Here is an 18,898-nt window from a genome sequence, read left to right as displayed (position 1 = left end):
CATGAGAAGGGGGGCAGGCCGATTGGGTCTGCCCCCCTCCTCATGTTCCAGATTCGGTCAGAATTTCTTGAACCGAGTCAACTTGAAGGGCGCCTCTGGCGTGCCGCCCTGCAGCTTGTTCAGCTGGCCCTGCGCCACGACCAGATCGCCGCCGACCGCTGTCAGCGTGGTGGGGAAGCGCAGGCCGGTCAGCGGCTCCTCGCTGGTCACCGTGCCCGAGGTGTAGTCCGCGTTGAGTGTGACCTTCGCGATCACCTGCTCGGCATTGCGAACCACATACAGCGTGCGGCCGTCGAGCAGCATGCCGTCGCCCCGGGTCAGGCCACCCATGACGCGGCTCACGGCCTTCGTGCGCAGGTCGATGCGCCACAGGTCACCTGTGTTCAGCTGCACGGCCAGCAGCGCCCGGCCGTCCGGCGTGGCGACGATGCCGTTCAGGTTGATGCCGGGGCCGTATTTCAGGGGTGTGCCTGCCAGATCCAGCCACGCGCTGAGCTTCAGATCCGGCGTGACCCGGAAGATCACGGGGCGCGTGGAATCCGTGACATACACGTTGCCGTCCGGGGCCGGCGTCAGGTCGTTCACGTAGGCGTCCGGTGAGGGCGGCGTCTTGAGGATCGCCACGGGGAAACCGTCGGTGCTGAACACGGTGACCGTGCCGGTCGCGCCGCCGGCAGCCCACACGCGGCCCAGGGTATCGACCTTCAGGCCCAGGGCACTGCCCCGGCCCTGACCGCCGCCCTGGTTGAAGACGCTCACTGCGCCGGTATTCGCGTTCACGGCGTAGATCGTGCCGTTCGCCGCACTGCCGGCGTACAGCACGCCCTTGCGGGCATCGTAGGCCACCCCCTCCGGGAAGTCCTGCGGGCCGGGCAGGGTGTAGTCCCGCACCGTGATGTCGCCGCGGGTGATGATTCCGCAGCGCTCGCGGGCACCGGTCATCCCGGAGGGGTCGCTCTTGTAGTCGTCGGGCTGGGCATGGATGACCAGAGTGCGGTTCAGCACGCCGGTCATGCCGGTCAGGCTGAACTTGTCGGTCGTGAAGGTGGCCCGCCCGGTGCCGTCCGCACCGACGGTCAGCATGGGGGCGTCGCCACCGTGCCCGTACTTGTTGCCGGCCGTGGGGGAATCGTGGTTGCCGCTCATGCCGGGGTCGAAGTGCCCACCTGCCCCGCCGAAGGGCACGATGGTGTTCGTCGCCGCATCCACGCCCGGCGTGCACTTGCCCAGGTCATGCACGTGCATGCCGTGCTGCCCGGGGGTCAGGCCCGTGGCCGTGACGGTCACGCGCACGCCAGCTCCCACCTGCTCGAAGGTCGCGGTACCGGCTGCCGCCCCGTCGGGCGTGCGCAGGGACGCGGTGGCCCGCAGCGGCGTGGTGGCCGGGGCGGCCATCGCCATCGGCATCTCGGCCCCGCCTCCCAGCGCCAGGCCGCCGGCTGCCAGCGCAGCGGTCATCCCCAGGGTGCCCAGAACGAGTGCGCGCATGTCAGTTTCCTCCCGTGTACAGCACGCGGTACAGCACGCCGCTCTGGTCGTCCGTGAAGAGCAGGCTGCCGTCGGTGTAGGTCGCCACGCCGGCCACCCGGCCGAACTGCTTCCAGACGTCACCGTCCTGGAACACGAAGCCCGTCACGAAGGGCTGGATGCCAGTGGGGCGGTTCTGGTCATCGAACACCAGTCGGGAGATCTCGTAGCCGCTGGGCTGGTCGCGGTTCCACGATCCCCGGTACGCGATGAAGGCGTCGTTGCGGTACTCGGCCGGGAACTGCGTGCCCGAGTAATAGTTCATGCCGATCGCGGCCGCGTGCGCGGTGTAGTTCAGCACGCTGCCCTGGGTGGTCGCGCAGTACGCCTCTTTCGTGATCTTGCCGGGGATATTGCCGACATTCACGTAGGGGTCGGGCACCTTGTTGCCGTAGCAGAAGGGCCAGCCGTAGTTCTTGCCCCGCTCGATGACATTGATCTCTTCAGGCGGAATGTTGTCGCCGTGCCAGTCGCTGCCCTGGTCGGCCCCGTACAGCACGCCGGTCGCCGGGTGCCACCCGAAGCCGATGGTGTGCCGCAGCCCGCGGGCATAGACCTCGCGGGTCTTGCCGTCGGGGCTGATCCGCAGGATCGTCGCTTCCTCGGGGTTCTGGGTGGGCGAGTCGTTGTTGGTCGAGCCGAAGGACGCATACAGGTAGCCGTCCGGCCCCCACTGCACGTCGCGGGCCGGGTGCTGGCCGGCGTCGGGGAAACCATCTGCGAACACGCGGGGCACACTCAGCGAGCCGTCCTGGGCCATGTCCATGACCCAGATGGTCTTCTCGCCTACCACGTACATCTTATTGTTCTTCACGTCCAGGCCGTGCGCCAGCTTCATGTTCTGGGCGACCTGCTTTCTCTCGACAGCCTCGATTTTGCCGTCCTTGTTGACGTCCTTCATGTACCAGACGTCGCCCTGGGCACGGCGCGACAGGTAGATGCCGCCGTCAGGCATGACGTGCAGCATCCGGGCGTTGCCCAGACCGGTCGCCATGACCTTGATCGTGAAGCCGGCGGGCACCTTCAGCCGGGAGAGCTTGTCGGGCGTGAATTCCAGCGGCGTCGGTTCGTTGCGGGTCGCCGTGACCGTCACGGGGGCCTCGCCGGGCGCGATGGGCCGGGGGGTGGGCGGGTCAGTCTGGGCCAGAGCCGGTGAGGACAGCAGGGCAGCGGAGAGAAGACCGGTCAGGATCGATTTCATGGTGTGCTCCAGGACAGAGGAAGGAAGGACGCCCTCGCCGTCAGGCAAGGGCATCCGGAACGGGCACTCAGCGGACAGTCGGCAGCCAGCGCAGCAGCGCGGCGTTCATGGCCTGCGCCTTCTCGAAGGTGGCCGCGTGGCCGGCACCGGGAATCTGAACCAGGGTGCTGCCGGAAATCGCGTTCTTCATCTTCAGCTGCAGTTCGGTCGGGGTGACGTTGTCCTCGACCCCGGCCACGATCAGCGTGGGCACGGTGATGGTGGCCAGAACCGGGTTGGCGTCCGGCCGGGTCGCCAGGGCATTCCCTCCGCCCACCGCGCCGTTCAGGCTGGCGTTCTTCACCAGGGTGCTCAGGTGCGCGACCTGGTTGGGCATGGTCGTGCGGCTCACCGAGGTCAGCATGCGCGGCAGCAGGCCGGGCACCAGGCTGGCCACGCCCATCTGCTGCGCCTGCTGCGCGTTCCCGCGCCACGACGCCGCCTCGGCCACGCCTGCCGGGTCGGCGGTCGTATCAATGAGGATCAGGCCCCGGAAGCGCTCAGGAGCCATCTTGTACATCTGCAGCAGGGTCATGCCGCCCATGCTCATGCCGCCCACCACGGCCTTGTCGATCTTCATGGCGTCCATGAACGCCAGCATGGTCATCGCGTAGTTCTCGATGCTGGCGTTCGCGTCCGGCGCGACGCTCTTGCCGAAGCCGGGAAGGTCGACCGTGATCACCTGGTAGCCCGGCAGATTGCGGTTGTTCTTGAACAGCTCGCCGTTCAGCGGGTAGCCGTGGATCAGCACCAGGGGCTGGCCCGTACCGGAGGTCTTGTAGAACACCGATGCGCCGTTCACGGTCACGCTGCCGCTGGTCATCGGCATGGCGGGCATCTGGGCGCCGGCGCCTCCGGCGAGGGCGGACGTGCACAGCAGGGCGGTCAGGGTCGTTAGGGTGGTCTTCTTCATGGGAAACCTCGTTGTGTGGGCGTGAGCCGGAGTCCTTCTCCTCGCAGGGAGATGACGGAGCCGAACCGCAGTGCGGGCCGGTGGTGACCTCCGGGTGAATGCCTTACGGGCCCACAGTCCCAAACGAACCAGACCCTGATTGAGAACGAATCACTTTGTGAATCGACCGTCAGCATGGTCTCAAGTTCACGTCAGGACTTGATGCAGCGACATTGAAGCACCTGGCCTTGACAGCGTGCTGGCAGCCGTCCATTGACCTTCAGTTCAGCGCCACGAAGAGCGGCTGTTCAGACGGACGGGCGGCCCCCACCTTGACGGCGCGACGGTGCAGTTCGCGCACCGCCCGCTCGCCCTCGTTCCCCACATCGAGTGAGAACTCGTTCACGTACAGGTCGATATGGGCCTGCATGACGGCGTCGGACATCTCCAGCGCGTGCTGCCGGATGTACGCGCGGGCGGCCTCCGGGTGGGCGTAGGCGTACTCCAGGCTGGCCCGCAACGCCGCGTTCAGCTCCTGCTGGGTCTGCTGTGGCAGATCGCGCCGCACCAGGATCGCGCCCAGCGGAAGCGGCAGCCCAGTGTCCTGTTCCCACCACGCGCCCAGATCCAGCCGCTGTGTCAGGCCATAGTCCTGGAACGTGAAGCGCGACTCGTGGATGATCAGGCCCGCATCCACCTGCTGGCCCTGGTACTCGCCGCGCTGAACGGCGGGCATGACCTCGTCGTAGCGCATCCGGACGACCTGTACCTGTGGGAAGACCATCCGGAGGAGCAGTTTCGCCGTGGTCAGCGCGCCCGGCGACGCCACCACCCGTCCGTTCAGGTCGTCGACATCGCCCCGCGTGACGACCAGCGGCCCCACCCCCCGGCCCAGTGCCCCGCCGGAGCGCAGCGCCACGTACTGATCCATGACCCCGAAATACGCGCGGTAGCTGATCTTGGTCATGGGCAGGCGGCCCTGGACGGCCCACTCGTTCAGCGTCTGCACGTCCTCCAGCACCTCGCGCACCGGCAGCGGCCCCTGTACCAGTCCTGCGTGCAGCGCATGGAAGATGAAGGTGTCGTTCGGGCAGAAGGAATAGCCCAGTTCCAGGGTCGCGGGCAGGGCAGAGGGGGACGTCATGCCCCGAGGGTAGCGCCGACGCGGGCACAGGAATGGAGCGGGCTGCGCACGTCGCCGCGTGAACCGCTCAGCTGACCGTCAGACGCGGCCGCTACGCTGCCCGGCATGACCCGCCGCGTGCTGCTTGCCCTCGCCGCCCTGAGCCTGACGTCCGCCGTGGCCGGTGGCGGCGGTGCCCCCGCCGGTCAGCCGCCGCTTCCCCGCACCTGCCGTGACGGCTACGTGCGCCCGGATCTGGCGGCACTGAGCCGGGATCTCCAGGCGGCCCGTGCCCGCTGGACGGCCTCCGGCGTGACCTCGTACACCTACGACCTGCACCAGATCGCTGCGCCCGTCCTGTTCCCGGATACCCGCGTGACCGTCCGGGCGGGCCGCGCGGTCAGCACCGCGATTCTGCCTGGCCAGGAGGGTACGCCGAACCCGCTGGCGAGACAGACCATGGAACAGCGCTTCGACGACATCGCCCGGACACTCGCGTTTCAGCGCGGCCGGACGTGCCCCGAGGTACGCGTCACCTTCGACGCGCAGACCGGCCACCCGACCTACCTCTACAGCGGTCTTGGCGACGCCGGGATCGCCGACGGCTTCGGCGAGTGGACGGTCACGACCTTTACGCCGACCCGCTGACGATCAGCGCACGTCGCGCAAGACGTCCCGCGCCGCCTGGGCGTCCCGCGCGATCTGGGCCTTCAGCTCGTCCAGGCCGCTGAATTTCTGCTCGCCGCGCAGGTGGGCGAAGAACTTGACCTGCAGCTCCTGGCCGTACAGGTCGCCGTCGAAATCGAAGACGTTGACCTCGAAACGCCGCGCCTTGCCGTCCACCGTGGGCCGGAAACCCACGTTTGCCACGCCGTGCCAGCGGGTGCCGTCGTCGGCCAGCACGACCACCGCGAAGACGCCCAGCGGCAGCGCCTTGCCGTCGGGCACGCGGATGTTCGCGGTGGGAAAGCCGATGGTGCGGCCCAGGCGGTCGCCCTGCACGACCACGCCCTGCGCGTCGTAGTGGCGGCCCAGCAGCCGCTGCGCGCCCTGGACATCGCCGGTCTTCAGGTATTCGCGGATCCGCGTGCTCTTGATGTCCTCGCCGCCGAGCTGGTGCATGGGCAGGGCGACGACCTCCGGCGCGACGGTGCGCAGGTCATCCACGCCGCCCGCCCGGCCCTTCCCGAAGTGGAAGTCCTCGCCCACCACGACCGTGCGGGGCCGCAGTGAGCGCAGGTCGTCCAGAAAGGCGTCCTTGGGCCGCGCCGCGAACTCGGAGGTGAAGGGCACGGCGATCGTCTCGTCTACCCCGTAGCGGGTCAGCAGATCCAGTTTCTCAGGCAGGGTCGAGAGGAACTCCACGCCCTGCATCAGGACCCGCGTGGGCGGGTCGAAGGTGTAGACCACGCTGGGCACGCGGTGCTGGCGCGACTTGGCCTTGAGCTGCGCGATCAGCGCCTGGTGACCCAGATGCACGCCGTCGAACGATCCCACCGCCACGACCGTCTCGGTGTCGGGGCGCTGGCTGGGGGAGACGTAGGTCTTCACCGGCCCGGTGCCACGGGCGCGGTTCGCAGCAGCCCGTACAGCGCCGCCGTCACGGTGGACGCGCTGCCCACCAGCGTGCCGTCTTTCAATCCGTCCAGCACCGCCTGGGGTTTCATCCACAGCACCTCGATGTCCTCGTCCTCGTCGTGCGGCAGCTTGCTCTCGCGCAGGTTCGTCGCGTGGAACACCGTCAGCGCCTCGTCGCAGAAGCCGGGGCTGGCGTAGAAGTGCGTGAGCTTCTCCATGTCGCCGTCCAGCCCGGCCTCCTCCTGGAGTTCCCGCCGGGCCGCCGCCGCGGCGTCCTCGCCGTCGTCCACCAGCCCGGCCGGGGCCTCCACCGTCACCGCGCCCACCGCGCGGCGCTCCTGGCGCACGAGCAGCATCTCGCCCGCGTCGTTCAGGGCCAGCACCGCCACCGCGTCCGCGTGCCGCACGATCTCCCACTTCCCGTCCATCAGTTCCAGCCGCACGATGTGCCCGTCGTAGATGACCTTCGTGTCCCTGCCTGCGTCGTTCATGTCCCGATCGTAGAGGGTTTCTTGCCACCACGGCACGCCGTGGCCCCAGACTGGTGGCCTGGGTGAACCCCGCGCCCCGCGCACCCGTACTGCTGGAGAGACCCATTCTCGTTCCCGGAGGCACCATGAACTGCACGCCGCACAGCTCCGCCCCGAAGGCCCGCCATGCCTGACCCGACTCCACAGACCGCCCTGGTCATCGGGGCGGGGCAGGCCGGGGGGCCGCTGGCCGGCGCGCTGGCAAAGGCCGGCTGGCACGTCACCCTGATCGAGCGCGGGCACGTGGGCGGCACCTGCGTGAACGAGGGCTGCACGCCCACCAAGACCATGATCGCCAGCGCCCGCGCTGCCCACTTCGCCCGTGCATCGCACGACCTCGGCGTGGACGCCACGCCGACCGTCGACCTGCCGCGCATCGTCGACCGCACGCAGGGCATCGTGCAGGCCTTCCGCGAGGGCAGCGAGGCCGCGCTGCGCAAGGCCGGCGTGACCCTCCTGCGCGGCGACGCCCGCTTCACCGGCGTGCGGCAGGTCGAGGTGACCGTGAACGGCGAGGCCCACACCCTGAGTGCCGACCACGTGGTCATCAACGCCGGGGCGCGCCCCCGCTGGCCCGACCTGCCCGGCCTGGACGGCGTGGGGGCCATGGCCTCCAGGGACATCCTGCTCCTGAAGGAACTGCCCGCGCACCTGCTGATCCTGGGCGGCGGGTACATCAGCCTGGAATTCGCGCAGCTGTACGCCCGCCTGGGCAGCCGCGTGACCGTCGTCGAGGCCGGCGACCGCCTCCTGCCCCGCGAGGACGCCGACGTGGTCACCGCGCTCCAGGGCGTGCTGGAGGCCGAGGGCGTCACCTTCCGGCTGGGCGCACAGGCCCGCCGGGTCGTCCGCCACGGCGACACCCTGTCCCTGGACATCACCGGGGATGGTGGGGACGAATCCCTGAGCGGCTCGCACCTGCTCGTCGCCGTGGGCCGCGTGCCGAACACCGACACGCTGAACGTCCAGGCCACCGGCGCGCAGCTCGACCGGCACGGCTTCATCGTCGTGGATGACCATCTGAATGCCGCCGACGGCGTATATGCCCTGGGCGACATCAAGGGCGGCCCCGCCTTCACGCATATCTCCTACGACGACCACCGCATCGTCCGCGACGCCCTGCTGCACGGCACGCAGCGCAGCACGGAGGGCCGGATCGTGCCGTACACGCTGTACACGGATCCGCAGCTCGGGCGCATGGGCATCGACCGCACGCAGGCCCGGAGCCTCGGCCGCCCCACCCGCGTGTACACGCTGCCCATGACCAGCGTCGCCCGTGCCATCGAGACCGGCCAGACCGCCGGCGTGATGCGTGCCGTGGTGGACGAAGCGACCGACCTGCTGCTCGGCGCGACCGTGCTGGGCCCCGAGGGCGGCGAGATCATGAGCGCCCTGCAACTGGCGATGCAGGGGGGCCTGACCGCCACCGACCTGCGGGACACCACCTTTGCGCATCCCACCCTGTGCGAGAGCATCAACAACCTCTTCATGACCACGCCCGAGACACTCACCGGCCAGGATTGAAGAGGACGGCGGCGGTACAGTGACGCATGAAAGTCCTGTTCATCGGCGGTACCGGCATCATCTCCAGCGCCAGCACGCAGTTCGCCCTTGACCGCGGTGTGGAGCTGTATCTCCTCAACCGCGGCGAAAGCTCGCGCCCTACCCCTCAGGGCGCGCATGTCCTTACCGGCGACATCCGTGACGCCGCCTCCGTGACCGCAGCCCTCGGCGACCACGAGTTCGACGCTGTCGTCGACTGGGTCGCCTTCACGCCCGAACACATCGAGACCGACCTCGCCCTGTTCACCGGTCGCACCCGCCAGTACGTGTTCATCTCGTCGGCCAGCGCGTACCAGACGCCGCCCCAGACCCTGCCCGTCACCGAGAGCACGCCCCTGAGAAACCCCCACTGGCAGTACTCCCGCAACAAGATCGCCTGCGAGGATCGCCTGATCCGCGCGTACCGCGACGGCGGCTTCCCCGTCACCATCGTCCGGCCCTCGCACACCTACGACCGCACGCTGCTGCCCTTCGACGGCGGGTATACAGTCGTGAACCGCATGCGGCAGGGTCGGCCTGTCGTCGTGCACGGCGACGGCACCAGCCTGTGGACGCTGACGCACCACGCCGACTTCGCGAAAGGATTTGTGCCCCTGCTCGGGCACCCCGCCGCCATCGGCGAGACCTACCACATCACCGGCGACGAGTGGCTCCCGTGGAACGCCATCTACGAGATGGTCGCCCACGCCGCCGGCGTGAAGGCCGACCTCGTGCACGTCCCCAGCGACGTCATCGCCGCCGCCGACCCCGAGTGGGGCGCGGGGCTGCTCGGCGACAAGGCGCACTCCATGATCTTCGACAACCGCAAGATCCGGCGGATCGTCCCGGACTTCCGGTGCACCATCCCCTTCCACCAGGGCGCGCGGGAGATCATGGCGTGGTACGACGCCGACCCCGCCCGCCAGCGGGTGGACGAAACAATGGACGCGACGATGGACGCGCTGGTGGCGCGGAGCCGGGGCTAAGCGGCGCTGCGCCGGGCACCGTGAGCGTCAGCACGTCACGGGTCGCGTGCGACGGTCGGTGGAGGCGTCAGGGGCTGCTGAGCGCGCGATTTCGGCATCATCCGCGCCTCTCGACGGTCTGCGGGTGTGGATCGCGTGCCCGCGTGCCGTCGTCGCGCAGCGACGGAAGGAGCGTCGAAGGCCTGTGCGGTACAGGGAGCGGGCGACCAGCGCCCTCCCTTCGCGGACTCCACCAGACCGGGGCCACACATGAAGACTCCGCCAAGCTCGGGTCTGCTCCGTACGCCGTTACGCGTATCGCCCCTCCAGCGGCGTGCGGCTACGCTGGGGGCAATGAGCGACGACGTCATCTGCCCGAAGCGCTGAGGCCCGGCCCCGGCGCGTGCCCCGCCGCGCTGCGGCGTGTGGCCTGACCTGTCGTTGCACTCCATTCCCCTGGAGGTTCTGTCATGACCGTAACCGCTTCCCCGGCGGCGTCCCCGCGGGCGTCCGTGGACATGTCCGCTCCCAACCGTGACCTGAGCGCGCGCGAGATCGCGCTGGATGTCCGCAACCTCGTGAAGGGCTTCCGCAAGAGGTCGGGCGGGACGCTGCTGCGCCCGCAGTACGCTGAGAGCCGCGCGGTGGATGACGTGAGTTTCCACGTGCGCCGCGGCGAGATCTACGGCGTGCTGGGCCCCAACGGCTCCGGCAAGAGCACCCTGATCCGCGCCATGAGCACCCTGCTGATCCCCGACCAGGGCACGGTCAGCGTGTTCGGGCTGGACGTGGTGCGCGACGAGGCGCAGGTGCGGCGGCTGCTGAACCGCGTGTCGGTGGACGCCGCGTTCTACAAGAAGCTCTCGCCGCGCGAGAACCTGCTGTACTCGGCGCAGCTGTACGGCCTCGACCGCCACGTGGCCGAGGAGCGTGCCCTGGTGACGCTGCGCCGCCTGGGCCTGAAGGACAAGGCCTTCCAGGAGCCGCTGGAGGAGATGAGCCGCGGCATGCAGCAGAAGGTCGCCATCGCCCGCGCGTTTCTGACGAGTCCCATCGTGGTGCTGCTCGACGAGCCGACGACCGGCCTCGACCCCAAGTCCCGCCGGGACGTGCAGGAGTTCGTGCTGGAACTGCGCGACGTGCACGACGCGACCATCATCCTGACCACCCACGACATGCCGGAGGCCGAGCGTCTGTGCGACCGCATCGCGTTCATCAGCGGCGGGAAGTTCGTCGCGGAGGGCACCGCCGAGCAGCTCCGCGCGCTGGCGGGCCCCGGCAGGACGCTGGAGGACGCCTTCATCGAGCTGACCGGGGAAGACCTGGCCACAGAGGAGACCGCATGACCACCCCGCACGCCTCCCCGCCCACGCCCGCGCCCGATCCGGCGCGCACGACGCCGGGCACGCTGGCGCACCAGATCCGCGCGGCCTTCGCCTTCGTGTTCCGCGATTTCCACCTGACCCGGCGGTACTGGTCGTGGGTGCTCGTGTTCACGTTCTACGACATGGTCTCGGCGGCGTCGATCATGCTGATCGGCGTGGCGGCGCAGAACCCGCGCCTGACCCTGACGCTGCTGCTGGGCGCGGTGATGTGGTCGTTCCTGGGCCGACTGTTCGGCGAGATCGCCAACTCGATCAGTTACGAGCGCTGGGAGGGCACCATCGAGTACACCTTCATGGCCCCCGTGAGCCGCCTGACGCACCTCGTGGGCGTGAGCCTCTTCGCGGGCGCGTACGCGCTGCTGCGCGGGGTGCTGGTGTTCCTGTTCATGGGCCTGTTCGTGGACATCGGCGCGAGTGTCACTCAGGTGCTGCAGTGCCTCGTGGTGTTCATGGTCGCCTCGCTGGGCTTCATGGGCATCGGCCTGATGGCGGCGGTGCTGCCCGTCATGAGCACCGAGAACGGCGCGCAGGCCACGAACATCATCCAGGCGGTGTTCCTGCTGATCTCCGGCGTGTACTACCCGGTCAGCGTACTGCCGGCGTGGATTCAGCCGATCAGTGCCCTGTCGCCCGCCACGTACGCGCTCGACGCCTGCCGCAAGATCCTGGGCGTGAACGGCACGGGCACGGCCTTCCAGCTGGGTGTGGGGCTGGGCGCGGTGCTGCCGGAACTCGGCATCCTGCTGCTGTTCGGGGCGGTCACCATTCCGCTGGGCCTGTTCGTGTTCGGCAGGGCCGAGACGTGGGCTAAACGAACGGGCAAGCTCAAGCGCGCCGGGTAGGCGTAGCGTGGGCACATGCACCGCGTCAACGATCTGATCGTCCTCGACCTCGAAACGAACGTGAACGGCACCCACCGGGTGTTCCGCCCGTCGGCGGTCGTCATGCCAGACGGCACGCTGACCCTGATCGACACCGGCCTGCCCGGCATGGCCGACCTGATCGACGCGCAGCTGCGCGAGGCCGGATTCTCGCTGGGCGACGTGACGCAGGTCATCGTCACGCACCACGACCTCGACCACATCGGCAGCCTGGACGACATCGTGGGGCGCACGGGCGCGCCGGTGCTGGCGCTGGAGGCCGAGGCCCCGTACATCGACGGCCGCAAGCGCTCGCAGAAGATGCCCAGTGAAGAGGAAACCGCGCGCCTGCTCGCCGACCCCGACCTGCCCGAGGGCCGCCGCGCCATGCTGACCCGCCCGCCCGTGAAGGTACCCGTGACCCGCACCCTGCACGACGGCGAGGAGCTGCCGGGCGGCCTGCGGATCATCGCCACCCCTGGGCACACCGTCGGCCACGCCAGCGTGTACGTGACCGGCAGCCACACCCTGATCACCGGCGACGCCCTGACCGCCGAGGACGGCATCCTGAAGGGCCCGAATGCGGGGGCCACCCCGGACATGCCGACCGCGCTGGAGTCCGTGAGGAAACTCGGCGGGCTGGAGGACGTGCAGACCATCCTCGCGTACCACGGCGGACTGGTCACCCAGGACGCCGCCGGGCAGCTCCGGGGCCTGTCCAGCTAAGTCCGTTCGTGCCGTCCGTTACCCGGGCCGGCGCTGCATCAGCATCGTCCGCTTACACTGCGCGACCAGCTCACCGTGCTGATTGAACGCCCGGTGCTCGACAGTCACCACGCCCTGCGTGGGCCGCGAGCGGCTCTCCCGCGCCTCGACCACCTCGGACTCGGCGCGGAGGGTGTCGCCGTGGAACACGGGCCGGGGGAACGTCACGTCGGTCAGGCCCAGGTTGGCGACCAGGGTACCCAGGCTCAGCTCGTGCACGCTCAGGCCGACGAGCACGCTCAGGGTCATCATGGAGTTGAACAGCGGGCGGCCGAATTCACTGTGGGCGGCGGCCTCGAAGTCCAGGTGCAGCGGTTGCGGGTTCATGGTCAGCGTGGTGAACAGGATGTTGTCGGACTCCGTGACCGTGCGGCGGATGCGGTGGCGGATGACCGTGCCGACCGGCAGTTCCTCGAACCAGCGGCCCTGGGGGCGTTCCAGATCCTCATTCATGCGCTGTCCTCCTGGCTCAGGATCGCGCGGGCGCGGGCGAGCATGGGTTCGTCCACCATCTGCCCCTCGAAGCTGAAGGCCCCGTGGCCGGCTGCCCCAGCGGCGTGCGCGGCGTCCAGCAGGGCGTGGGCGCGGGCGACCTCGGCGGGCGTCGCGCCGAAGACCTCGTGCGCCAGGGCGACCTGGGCGGGATGGATACACAGCTTGCCCGCGTAGCCCAGGGCGCGGCCCTGCGCGGCGTCGGTGCGGAAGGTGTCGGCATCGTTCAGGGCCGTCACGACGATATCCAGCGCGGCCACACCCGCCAGCCGCGCCGCCAGCGCCACCTGCGAGCGGGCGTACAGCACCTCCAGGCCGCCCGGCGTGCGCGTGCCGCCCAGGTCGGCCACGTAGTCCTCCGCGCCGAAGTAGGCCCAGGCCACGGCAGGGTGACTCAGGATGTCGTGCGCGTGCCACACGCCCGCGCCGGTCTCCAGGCCCGCCAGCAGGGGCAGGGTCAGGCCGTGGGTGCCCATGGCGTCCACGACGAGTTGCACGTCTGCCACGGCCTCCAGCTTCGGCACGACCACCCCGGCCAGTTCCGGTGTGAGCACGGCCAGATCGTCCGCGAAATACGGCGAGTGCGGGGCGTTCACGCGCACAAAGACCGGCAGCTTCGGCGCGGCGGCGATCAGGTCGCGGGCGGCGTCACGGGCGACCGGGCGGGCGCTGGCCTTCGCGTCCGGCGTACCCGGAATGGCGTCCTCCAGATCGATCACCACGGCATCTGGGGCACTGCGGGGCAGTTTGGCGATCAGCTCCGGGCGGTTGCCGGGGGCGAACAGCACGGAGCGGGGGCGGGCCACGGCCAGGGTCATGGCTCCGAGGATAGCCGGGGCACGGCGGGGGAGCCCTGCGCTGCCCGGCCCAGCCCGCGCAGGGTGGGCGAGAGCAGGCCGAGCACGCACACCACGGCGCTGAGGGTGCCGCCCACGACGAACAGCCCCCGCACGCCGATGGCCTGCCCGAGTGGCCCGGCGATCGCCAGCCCCAGCGGCCCGGCCAGCCCCATGACGGTGCTCAGGAGCGAGAGCACCCGCCCCTGGAGCTGGTTGGGCACGCCGCTCTGGAGCAGTGCGGTCATGGGCGCGTTCCCGAAAGAGAAGCTCAGGCCGCTGACCACCCACCACACCACGCCCAGCCAGAAGGTCTGCGCCGGGGCCAGGGCTGTCAGTGCCAGCGTGCCACACGACACGGCCAGGGCCAGCAGCACGGTCACGATCCGGTTCTTCGGTGCCAGCACGACGGCCAGCACGCCGCCCGCGATCATGCCGACCCCCGACAGGCCCTCCATCAGCGCGACCTGCGCCGCGCCGCCGCCGAAGTGCGCCTTGACCAGCAGCGGGGTCAGGGTGAAGGTCGGCATGATGGTCAGCACGACCACGGCCAGCAGCAGGTACAGCCGGCGCAGACCGGGGTGCTGCCACACGGTGTCCACGCCCTCGCGGAATTCGGCCCACACGCTGCGGCGCTCAGCGCGCGGCGTGCGGATCTGGGGAATGGAGTAGATCAGCAGCGGCACCAGTCCCAGCAGCGCCGTGACCACGTCGATCGACAGGGCCGCGCCCAGCGGCATCACCGAGATCGCCAGCGCCCCCAGCGGCGCGGCGGCAATCGTCATGATGCCCATCAGCGTCTGGTTCAGTCCGGCGGCGCGGTCGAGAAACTCCGGCGGCACCAGCATGGCCGTGCTGGCCGCCGACGCCGGTGCCTGGAACGCCTGCATGCAGCTGCGAATGAACATCATCACGTACACGTGCCACAGCTGCACCTGATCGGTGGCAAACAGCACGATCAGCACCACCATGCACGCGGCGCTCACAGTGTCGGCCACGATCATGATCACGCGGCGGCTGTAGCGGTCGGCCAGCGTGCCGCCCAGTGGCCCCAGCAGCGCCTGGGGCAGCAGGGCCGCCATGCCGGCGGTGCTCAGGGCGGCCACGCTGCCGGTGGTGTCGGTGATCCACCACAGCAGCACGAACTGCGTCAGGGCCGAGCCGATCAGCGACAGCGCCTGCCCGACGAACACTGCCCAGTAGCGGCGCTGCCAGCCGGGGCCGGGGTGGAGCGTGGCCGGGGTCAGCGTGTCCATGCGATCAGCTCCTCTTTCAGCGCGGCGGCCTCGGCCGTGTCCAGGCGGGTCGCGTGGATGAACTGGCCCGACCAGTACCCGTCGCAGGCCAGGCGCACGGCCTGGGCACGGCCGACCGGGATCCCGTCCATGCGGGCGGCCTGGGTGGCCTCGCCCAGCTCCGGCCCCAGCCTGTCCAGCATCTGCACGCTGTCCAGCAGCGGCGAGAGCGCCACGATCAGCGACCGTTCCTGGGCATCCTCCTGAAAGCTGACCTCGATGTAGGCCCGCAGCCACGCTCCTGGCGGTGTGACGCTGTTGCCGTGGACGGCTGCGACCCGGTTCATAAACCGGCGGTTAAGGTCGCGGGCCAGCTCCAGCACGAGCGCCTCGCGGTTGGGGAAGTGGTGCAGCAGACCGCCCTTACTCACGCCCGCCGCGTGGGCCACGGTCTCCAGCGAGAAGGTCGGGCCGACCTCCAGCAGCACGCTGGCAGCGGCCTCCAGAAGGCGGGCTCGGGTCTGCTCTGGGTCGCGGGTGCGGGGCATGGATTTAACATACCGTCCAGACGGTCGGTAAGGAAGAGGGTTATGATCGGATACCGTAGTCTGGTTGGGGGGACGGCACGGTCAGGGGATTGTGGTTTCGATAGGGCTGCGTGCGACCCCTCTGCTTCGCAGCTCTACGAGTCCGCTCCTCCGGGCCACCTTCTTTTATGGGGAGGTAAGGACACACCCGTCTGGCACATCCTCTTCGCTCCTTCCCAGGGGACTGGGCTCCGGAGCGGACGGTGTGGTTCGCGTGGGTTCTGAGTTGAAAGAAAGCCCGTGACTGTACGGTGCCCCCGCTGCCTAGTTCCGGTCGTTGACCATCCCGGCGCACGGCGGCTACACTGCCCGGCATGATCGCGGCTGCGAACAACGTGAATGACGATCCTCGCTAGGGGACGCCACGCCGCTTGCCGCGCCCCCGACCCCACCACGGAGTCGGGGGCGTTCCAGTGAAGTCCAACACCCCGTAAGGAGCCCCATGACCACGGAACCCCAGCCCGCCACCGAGACCCCCGCCCAGTCCCTGCCCCGCACCTTCACGCGCGACCTCGCCGCGCACGACGGGCAGCAGGTGCGCCTCCAGGGCTTCGTCCACGCCCGGCGCGACCTGGGGGGCGTGCAGTTCGTCGTTCTGCGCGACGTGTCCGGTATCACGCAGTGCGTGGGCAGCGGCCTGAGCCTGCCGCTCTCGGAGAGCAGCGTGGAGATCACCGGCACCGTCAAGGCGCACCCCAAGGCGCCGGGCGGCTACGAGGTGCAGATCTCAGACTTCCGTGTGATCAGCGCGGCGGTCGAGGCTCCCCCGGTCGAGATTCCCAAGATGGAATGGAACGTGAACCCCGAGACCATGCTGGACTACCGCGTGGTCACGGTGCGCGGCCTCAAGGAGCGCGCCGCGCTGAAGGTGCAGGCTGAACTCGTGGCAGGGTTCCGCGACCACCTGATCACCGAGGGCTTCACCGAGATCAGCACGCCCAAGATCGTGTCGGCCGGGGCCGAGGGCGGCGCGAACCTCTTTCCCATCGACTACTTCGGGCACCCGGCGTACCTGGCACAGAGCCCGCAGCTGTACAAGCAGATCATGGTGGGCGTGTTCGAGCGGGTGTTCGAGGTCGCGGCCGTGTACCGCGCCGAGGAGCACGCCACCAGCCGCCACCTGAACGAGTACCTGAGCCTCGACGTCGAGATGGGCTTCATCGACGACGAGGAGGACGTGATGGCCCTCCAGAACCGCGTGCTGGCCGCGATCATGGTGCGCCTGCGCGAGCGGGCCGGGGCCGAGTTCGCGCTGCTGGGCGCGACCATCCCCGACGTGCCCGCCCACATCCCCCGCATCACGCTGCTGGACGCCCGGGCGCTCGTCACCGAGAAGTACGGGCACCAGGTCGGCGGCAAGGATCTCGACCCCGAGGCCGAGCGACTGCTGAGCCAGCACTACGCCGAGGAACACGGCAGCGACTTCGTGTTCGTGACCAAGTACCCCCGCGCCGCCCGGCCCTTCTACGCCCACCCGGACGCCAACCCCGACGGCACCCAGAGCACCGACATCACGCGCGGCTACGACCTGCTGTTCCGGGGCATCGAGATCACGTCCGGCGGGCAGCGCATCCACGACCACGCCATGCTCATGGAGTCCATCGCGGCGTACCGCCTGAAGCCCGAGTCGCTGGAGGGCTACACCGAGGTCTTCAAGTACGGCATGCCTCCCCACGGCGGCTTCGCCATCGGGGCCGAGCGCCTGACGGCCAAGCTGCTGGGGATCAGCAACGTGCGCTACGCCCGCGCCTTCCCGCGCGACCGCCACCGGCTCACGCCGTAAGTCCAGTCGCTCCAGCCCGGGCGGGCTAGCATCCAGGTATGGACGTACTGATCGAAGAGTTCGCGCAGTTCACGGTGGGCGGGCAGCGTGTATACGGCATGCTGCACCGCCCCGATGGCACGGCCCCGGCGCACGGCTGGCCCAGCGTGGTCATCCTGCACGGCTTCACCGGCAACCGGGGCGGCGACCACCGGCTGCTGCCGCTGCTGTCGCGCTTCCTGGCGGCGCGGGGCGTGGCGAGCCTGCGCTTCGACTTCCGGGGCAGCGGCGAGTCGCAGGGCGACTTCAGCGAGATGACCGTGTCGCGCGAGGTCGAGGACACGCAGGCCGCCTTCGCGTATCTGCGCCGCCAGCCCGGTCTCGACCCCGAGCGCACCATGCTGCTGGGCTTCAGCATGGGCGGCCTGGTCGCGGCGCTGAGTGCGCCCGCCGTGAATCCGCACCGGCTGGCGCTGTGGGCCCCCGCCCTGCCCGAGCTGTGGCTGCCCTTCCTGCGCGGCGGTCTGTTGCCCCCGACCATCACGGACTACGGCGGCTGGCCGGTCGGCCGCGACTTCCTTCAGGAGATGGTGCGCCTGCGCCCGCTGGAGGTCGTGGCCACGTGGGGGGGCGAGGCCCGTGTGTTCCACGGGGACGCCGACCAGACCTGCCCGCCCGAGTTCGGCGTCCGCTACGCCCGGGCGCTGGGGGCGGACGCCGTCGCCATTCCCGGCGCGGGCCACACCTTCGACTCTCTGGATCACGTGGACATGCTGCTGCGCGAGACGGCGCGGTTCCTCACCGGGGGGTAGGGCAGGCCGTCTCTGGAACCTTGCTCATTCTCGCGCTGCTCGGGTTCGCCTCTGGCTCACCTGGGTCTGGGCCACCCAGATGGTGTGCCATCCACCCCTGGCCTCACGTGCCCGTGCCCGCCGCACGTCCACTGCGTAACCCGCCCGTTCCAGCGCGGCCGTGAAGCGCGGCACCGCCTCCACGCTCCACACGGCCAGCACGCCGCCGGGGCGCAGGGCAGCGCGGATGGCCGCCAGTCCCTTCGGCGCGTACAGCCAGTCGTTGCCGGTGTGGGTCATGCCCTCGGGGCCGTTGTCCACGTCCAGCAGCACGGCGTCGAACTGCTGCCGGGAGGCCCGCAGCAGCCCCGCCACGTCGCCCACGTGGACACGCGTGCGGGGATCGCGCAGCGGGTGGGCCGCGACCTCGCCCAGCGGGCCCCGGTTCCACTCGACGACCTCGGGCACGAGTTCCGCGACCGTGACCACCCCGGTCTGGCCCAGACCGCGAAGCGCGGCGGCCAGTGTGAAGCCCATGCCCAGGCCGCCGACCAGCACGTGCGGGTGGGGCCGCCCGGCGACCAGGGGCACGGCGTAATCCGCCAGTGCTTCCTCGCTGGCGTGCTGGCGGCTGTTCATCAGCTCGCTGACATAGCCGCTGATGCGGATGCTGAACTCCTCGCCGCGCTGCCACAGTTCCAGCGCGTCGGGCGAGCCAGGAATCGTGGCGCGGCCCAGCGGCACCCAGGGCTTCACGGCGCGGCCGTCCGGGGGCAGGGAACAGGAAA

At 69.8% G+C, this 18,898-nt stretch carries 19 protein-coding genes; 8 read left to right on the top strand and 11 right to left on the bottom strand.

From position 1 onward, the window contains the following. Positions 1–57: 57 nt before the first annotated feature. The 4 genes from U2P90_RS14130 to U2P90_RS14115 form a co-directional block, all read right to left on the bottom strand. Complete coding sequence (locus tag U2P90_RS14130; protein ID WP_322472642.1) at positions 58–1,488, bottom strand: superoxide dismutase family protein; 1,431 nt, start codon at positions 1,486–1,488, stop codon at positions 58–60. A 1-nt stretch (position 1,489) separates the two neighbouring features. Then, positions 1,490–2,728, bottom strand: a complete 1,239-nt coding sequence (locus tag U2P90_RS14125) for a sorbosone dehydrogenase family protein (protein WP_322472641.1) — start codon at positions 2,726–2,728, stop codon at positions 1,490–1,492. A 67-nt stretch (positions 2,729–2,795) separates the two neighbouring features. Next, positions 2,796–3,680 (bottom strand): alpha/beta fold hydrolase, encoded by an 885-nt coding sequence (locus tag U2P90_RS14120; protein WP_322472640.1) that lies wholly within the window; start codon positions 3,678–3,680, stop codon positions 2,796–2,798. A 259-nt stretch (positions 3,681–3,939) separates the two neighbouring features. Then, positions 3,940–4,803 (bottom strand): 1,4-dihydroxy-6-naphthoate synthase, encoded by an 864-nt coding sequence (locus tag U2P90_RS14115; RefSeq protein ID WP_322472639.1) that lies wholly within the window; start codon positions 4,801–4,803, stop codon positions 3,940–3,942. Positions 4,804–4,908: 105 nt separating this feature from the next. Here U2P90_RS14115 and U2P90_RS14110 point away from each other — a divergent pair, with 105 nt between their 5' ends. Next, complete coding sequence (locus U2P90_RS14110; protein WP_322472638.1) at positions 4,909–5,430, top strand: DUF6174 domain-containing protein; 522 nt, start codon at positions 4,909–4,911, stop codon at positions 5,428–5,430. 3 nt (positions 5,431–5,433) lie between these two features. Here U2P90_RS14110 and U2P90_RS14105 read toward each other — a convergent pair whose 3' ends face one another. Both U2P90_RS14105 and U2P90_RS14100 read right to left on the bottom strand, forming a co-directional pair. After that, positions 5,434–6,333: a bifunctional riboflavin kinase/FAD synthetase gene (locus U2P90_RS14105; RefSeq protein ID WP_295819938.1), complete on the bottom strand. Its 900-nt coding sequence runs from the start codon at positions 6,331–6,333 to the stop codon at positions 5,434–5,436. Then, entirely contained in the window at positions 6,330–6,851 is a 522-nt protein-coding gene (locus tag U2P90_RS14100) for an NUDIX hydrolase (RefSeq protein ID WP_322472637.1), read from the bottom strand. The genes U2P90_RS14105 and U2P90_RS14100 overlap by 4 nt, the downstream gene beginning before the upstream one ends. 165 nt (positions 6,852–7,016) lie before the next feature. On the opposite strand from U2P90_RS14100, the gene U2P90_RS14095 reads away from it, so the two are divergent. The 5 genes from U2P90_RS14095 (at position 7,017) to U2P90_RS14075 (ending at position 12,368) form a co-directional block, all read left to right on the top strand. Continuing rightward, positions 7,017–8,414 carry a mercuric reductase gene (locus U2P90_RS14095; protein WP_322472636.1) on the top strand — a complete coding sequence of 466 codons (1,398 nt, stop codon included), beginning with the start codon at positions 7,017–7,019 and terminating at the stop codon, positions 8,412–8,414. Positions 8,415–8,440: 26 nt separating this feature from the next. Beyond that, a complete protein-coding gene (locus U2P90_RS14090; protein ID WP_322472635.1) occupies positions 8,441–9,418 on the top strand; it encodes an SDR family oxidoreductase in 978 nt (325 codons plus the stop codon). Positions 9,419–9,867: 449 nt separating this feature from the next. Further along, positions 9,868–10,743 carry an ABC transporter ATP-binding protein gene (locus U2P90_RS14085; protein ID WP_322472634.1) on the top strand — a complete coding sequence of 292 codons (876 nt, stop codon included), beginning with the start codon at positions 9,868–9,870 and terminating at the stop codon, positions 10,741–10,743. Next, a complete protein-coding gene (locus tag U2P90_RS14080; RefSeq protein ID WP_322472633.1) occupies positions 10,740–11,624 on the top strand; it encodes an ABC transporter permease in 885 nt (294 codons plus the stop codon). Before U2P90_RS14085 ends, U2P90_RS14080 begins: the two co-directional genes overlap by 4 nt. A 15-nt stretch (positions 11,625–11,639) precedes the next feature. Next, positions 11,640–12,368, top strand: a complete 729-nt coding sequence (locus tag U2P90_RS14075) for an MBL fold metallo-hydrolase (protein ID WP_322472632.1) — start codon at positions 11,640–11,642, stop codon at positions 12,366–12,368. An 18-nt stretch (positions 12,369–12,386) separates the two neighbouring features. On the opposite strand, the gene U2P90_RS14070 is transcribed toward U2P90_RS14075, so the two are convergent. The 4 genes from U2P90_RS14070 to U2P90_RS14055 are packed head-to-tail and all read right to left on the bottom strand — an operon-like array spanning position 12,387 to position 15,518. Further along, positions 12,387–12,860 (bottom strand): MaoC family dehydratase, encoded by a 474-nt coding sequence (locus U2P90_RS14070; RefSeq protein WP_322472631.1) that lies wholly within the window; start codon positions 12,858–12,860, stop codon positions 12,387–12,389. Continuing rightward, a complete protein-coding gene (locus tag U2P90_RS14065; protein ID WP_322472630.1) occupies positions 12,857–13,717 on the bottom strand; it encodes an HpcH/HpaI aldolase/citrate lyase family protein in 861 nt (286 codons plus the stop codon). The genes U2P90_RS14070 and U2P90_RS14065 overlap by 4 nt, the downstream gene beginning before the upstream one ends. Then, on the bottom strand, positions 13,714–14,991 hold the full coding sequence (locus U2P90_RS14060) for an MFS transporter (RefSeq protein WP_322472629.1): 1,278 nt from the start codon (positions 14,989–14,991) through the stop codon (positions 13,714–13,716). Before U2P90_RS14060 ends, U2P90_RS14065 begins: the two co-directional genes overlap by 4 nt. Further along, on the bottom strand, positions 14,979–15,518 hold the full coding sequence (locus U2P90_RS14055) for a TetR/AcrR family transcriptional regulator (RefSeq protein WP_322472628.1): 540 nt from the start codon (positions 15,516–15,518) through the stop codon (positions 14,979–14,981). The genes U2P90_RS14060 and U2P90_RS14055 overlap by 13 nt, the downstream gene beginning before the upstream one ends. Positions 15,519–15,999: 481 nt before the next feature. Between U2P90_RS14055 and aspS the strand changes: the two genes are divergently transcribed. Together aspS and U2P90_RS14045 are read left to right on the top strand one after the other, a co-directional pair. Continuing rightward, entirely contained in the window at positions 16,000–17,340 is a 1,341-nt protein-coding gene (aspS, locus tag U2P90_RS14050; protein WP_322472627.1) for an aspartate--tRNA(Asn) ligase, read from the top strand. A 50-nt stretch (positions 17,341–17,390) separates the two neighbouring features. Then, positions 17,391–18,131 (top strand): alpha/beta hydrolase family protein, encoded by a 741-nt coding sequence (locus tag U2P90_RS14045; protein WP_322474707.1) that lies wholly within the window; start codon positions 17,391–17,393, stop codon positions 18,129–18,131. A gap of 24 nt (positions 18,132–18,155) precedes the next feature. Here U2P90_RS14045 and U2P90_RS14040 read toward each other — a convergent pair whose 3' ends face one another. Beyond that, positions 18,156–18,866, bottom strand: coding sequence for a spermidine synthase (locus tag U2P90_RS14040; RefSeq protein WP_322472626.1), 711 nt, complete (start codon positions 18,864–18,866; stop codon positions 18,156–18,158). Positions 18,867–18,898: the final 32 nt, after the last annotated feature.

The sequence above is a fragment of the Deinococcus sp. AB2017081 genome (assembly GCF_034440735.1).
GTDB classification, from domain to species: domain Bacteria; phylum Deinococcota; class Deinococci; order Deinococcales; family Deinococcaceae; genus Deinococcus; species Deinococcus rufus.
The sequence above is the reverse complement of the archived record's forward strand: the minus strand, read 5'-3'. Positions and strand labels throughout refer to the sequence as shown.

Bases quoted from the DNA above. Each gene is read 5' to 3' on its own strand.
- U2P90_RS14115 (WP_322472639.1), bottom strand. From the start codon at position 4,803: ATGACGTCCCCCTCTGCCCTGCCCGCGACCCTGGAACTGGGCTATTCC.
- U2P90_RS14090 (WP_322472635.1), top strand. From the start codon at position 8,441: ATGAAAGTCCTGTTCATCGGCGGTACCGGCATCATCTCCAGCGCCAGC.
- aspS (WP_322472627.1), top strand. From the start codon at position 16,000: ATGACCACGGAACCCCAGCCCGCCACCGAGACCCCCGCCCAGTCCCTG.
- U2P90_RS14055 (WP_322472628.1), bottom strand. From the start codon at position 15,518: ATGCCCCGCACCCGCGACCCAGAGCAGACCCGAGCCCGCCTTCTGGAG.
- U2P90_RS14125 (WP_322472641.1), bottom strand. From the start codon at position 2,728: ATGAAATCGATCCTGACCGGTCTTCTCTCCGCTGCCCTGCTGTCCTCA.
- U2P90_RS14075 (WP_322472632.1), top strand. From the start codon at position 11,640: ATGCACCGCGTCAACGATCTGATCGTCCTCGACCTCGAAACGAACGTG.
- U2P90_RS14085 (WP_322472634.1), top strand. From the start codon at position 9,868: ATGACCGTAACCGCTTCCCCGGCGGCGTCCCCGCGGGCGTCCGTGGAC.
- U2P90_RS14100 (WP_322472637.1), bottom strand. From the start codon at position 6,851: ATGAACGACGCAGGCAGGGACACGAAGGTCATCTACGACGGGCACATC.
- U2P90_RS14065 (WP_322472630.1), bottom strand. From the start codon at position 13,717: ATGACCCTGGCCGTGGCCCGCCCCCGCTCCGTGCTGTTCGCCCCCGGC.
- U2P90_RS14130 (WP_322472642.1), bottom strand. From the start codon at position 1,488: ATGCGCGCACTCGTTCTGGGCACCCTGGGGATGACCGCTGCGCTGGCA.
- U2P90_RS14080 (WP_322472633.1), top strand. From the start codon at position 10,740: ATGACCACCCCGCACGCCTCCCCGCCCACGCCCGCGCCCGATCCGGCG.
- U2P90_RS14110 (WP_322472638.1), top strand. From the start codon at position 4,909: ATGACCCGCCGCGTGCTGCTTGCCCTCGCCGCCCTGAGCCTGACGTCC.
- U2P90_RS14070 (WP_322472631.1), bottom strand. From the start codon at position 12,860: ATGAATGAGGATCTGGAACGCCCCCAGGGCCGCTGGTTCGAGGAACTG.
- U2P90_RS14060 (WP_322472629.1), bottom strand. From the start codon at position 14,991: ATGGACACGCTGACCCCGGCCACGCTCCACCCCGGCCCCGGCTGGCAG.
- U2P90_RS14095 (WP_322472636.1), top strand. From the start codon at position 7,017: ATGCCTGACCCGACTCCACAGACCGCCCTGGTCATCGGGGCGGGGCAG.
- U2P90_RS14120 (WP_322472640.1), bottom strand. From the start codon at position 3,680: ATGAAGAAGACCACCCTAACGACCCTGACCGCCCTGCTGTGCACGTCC.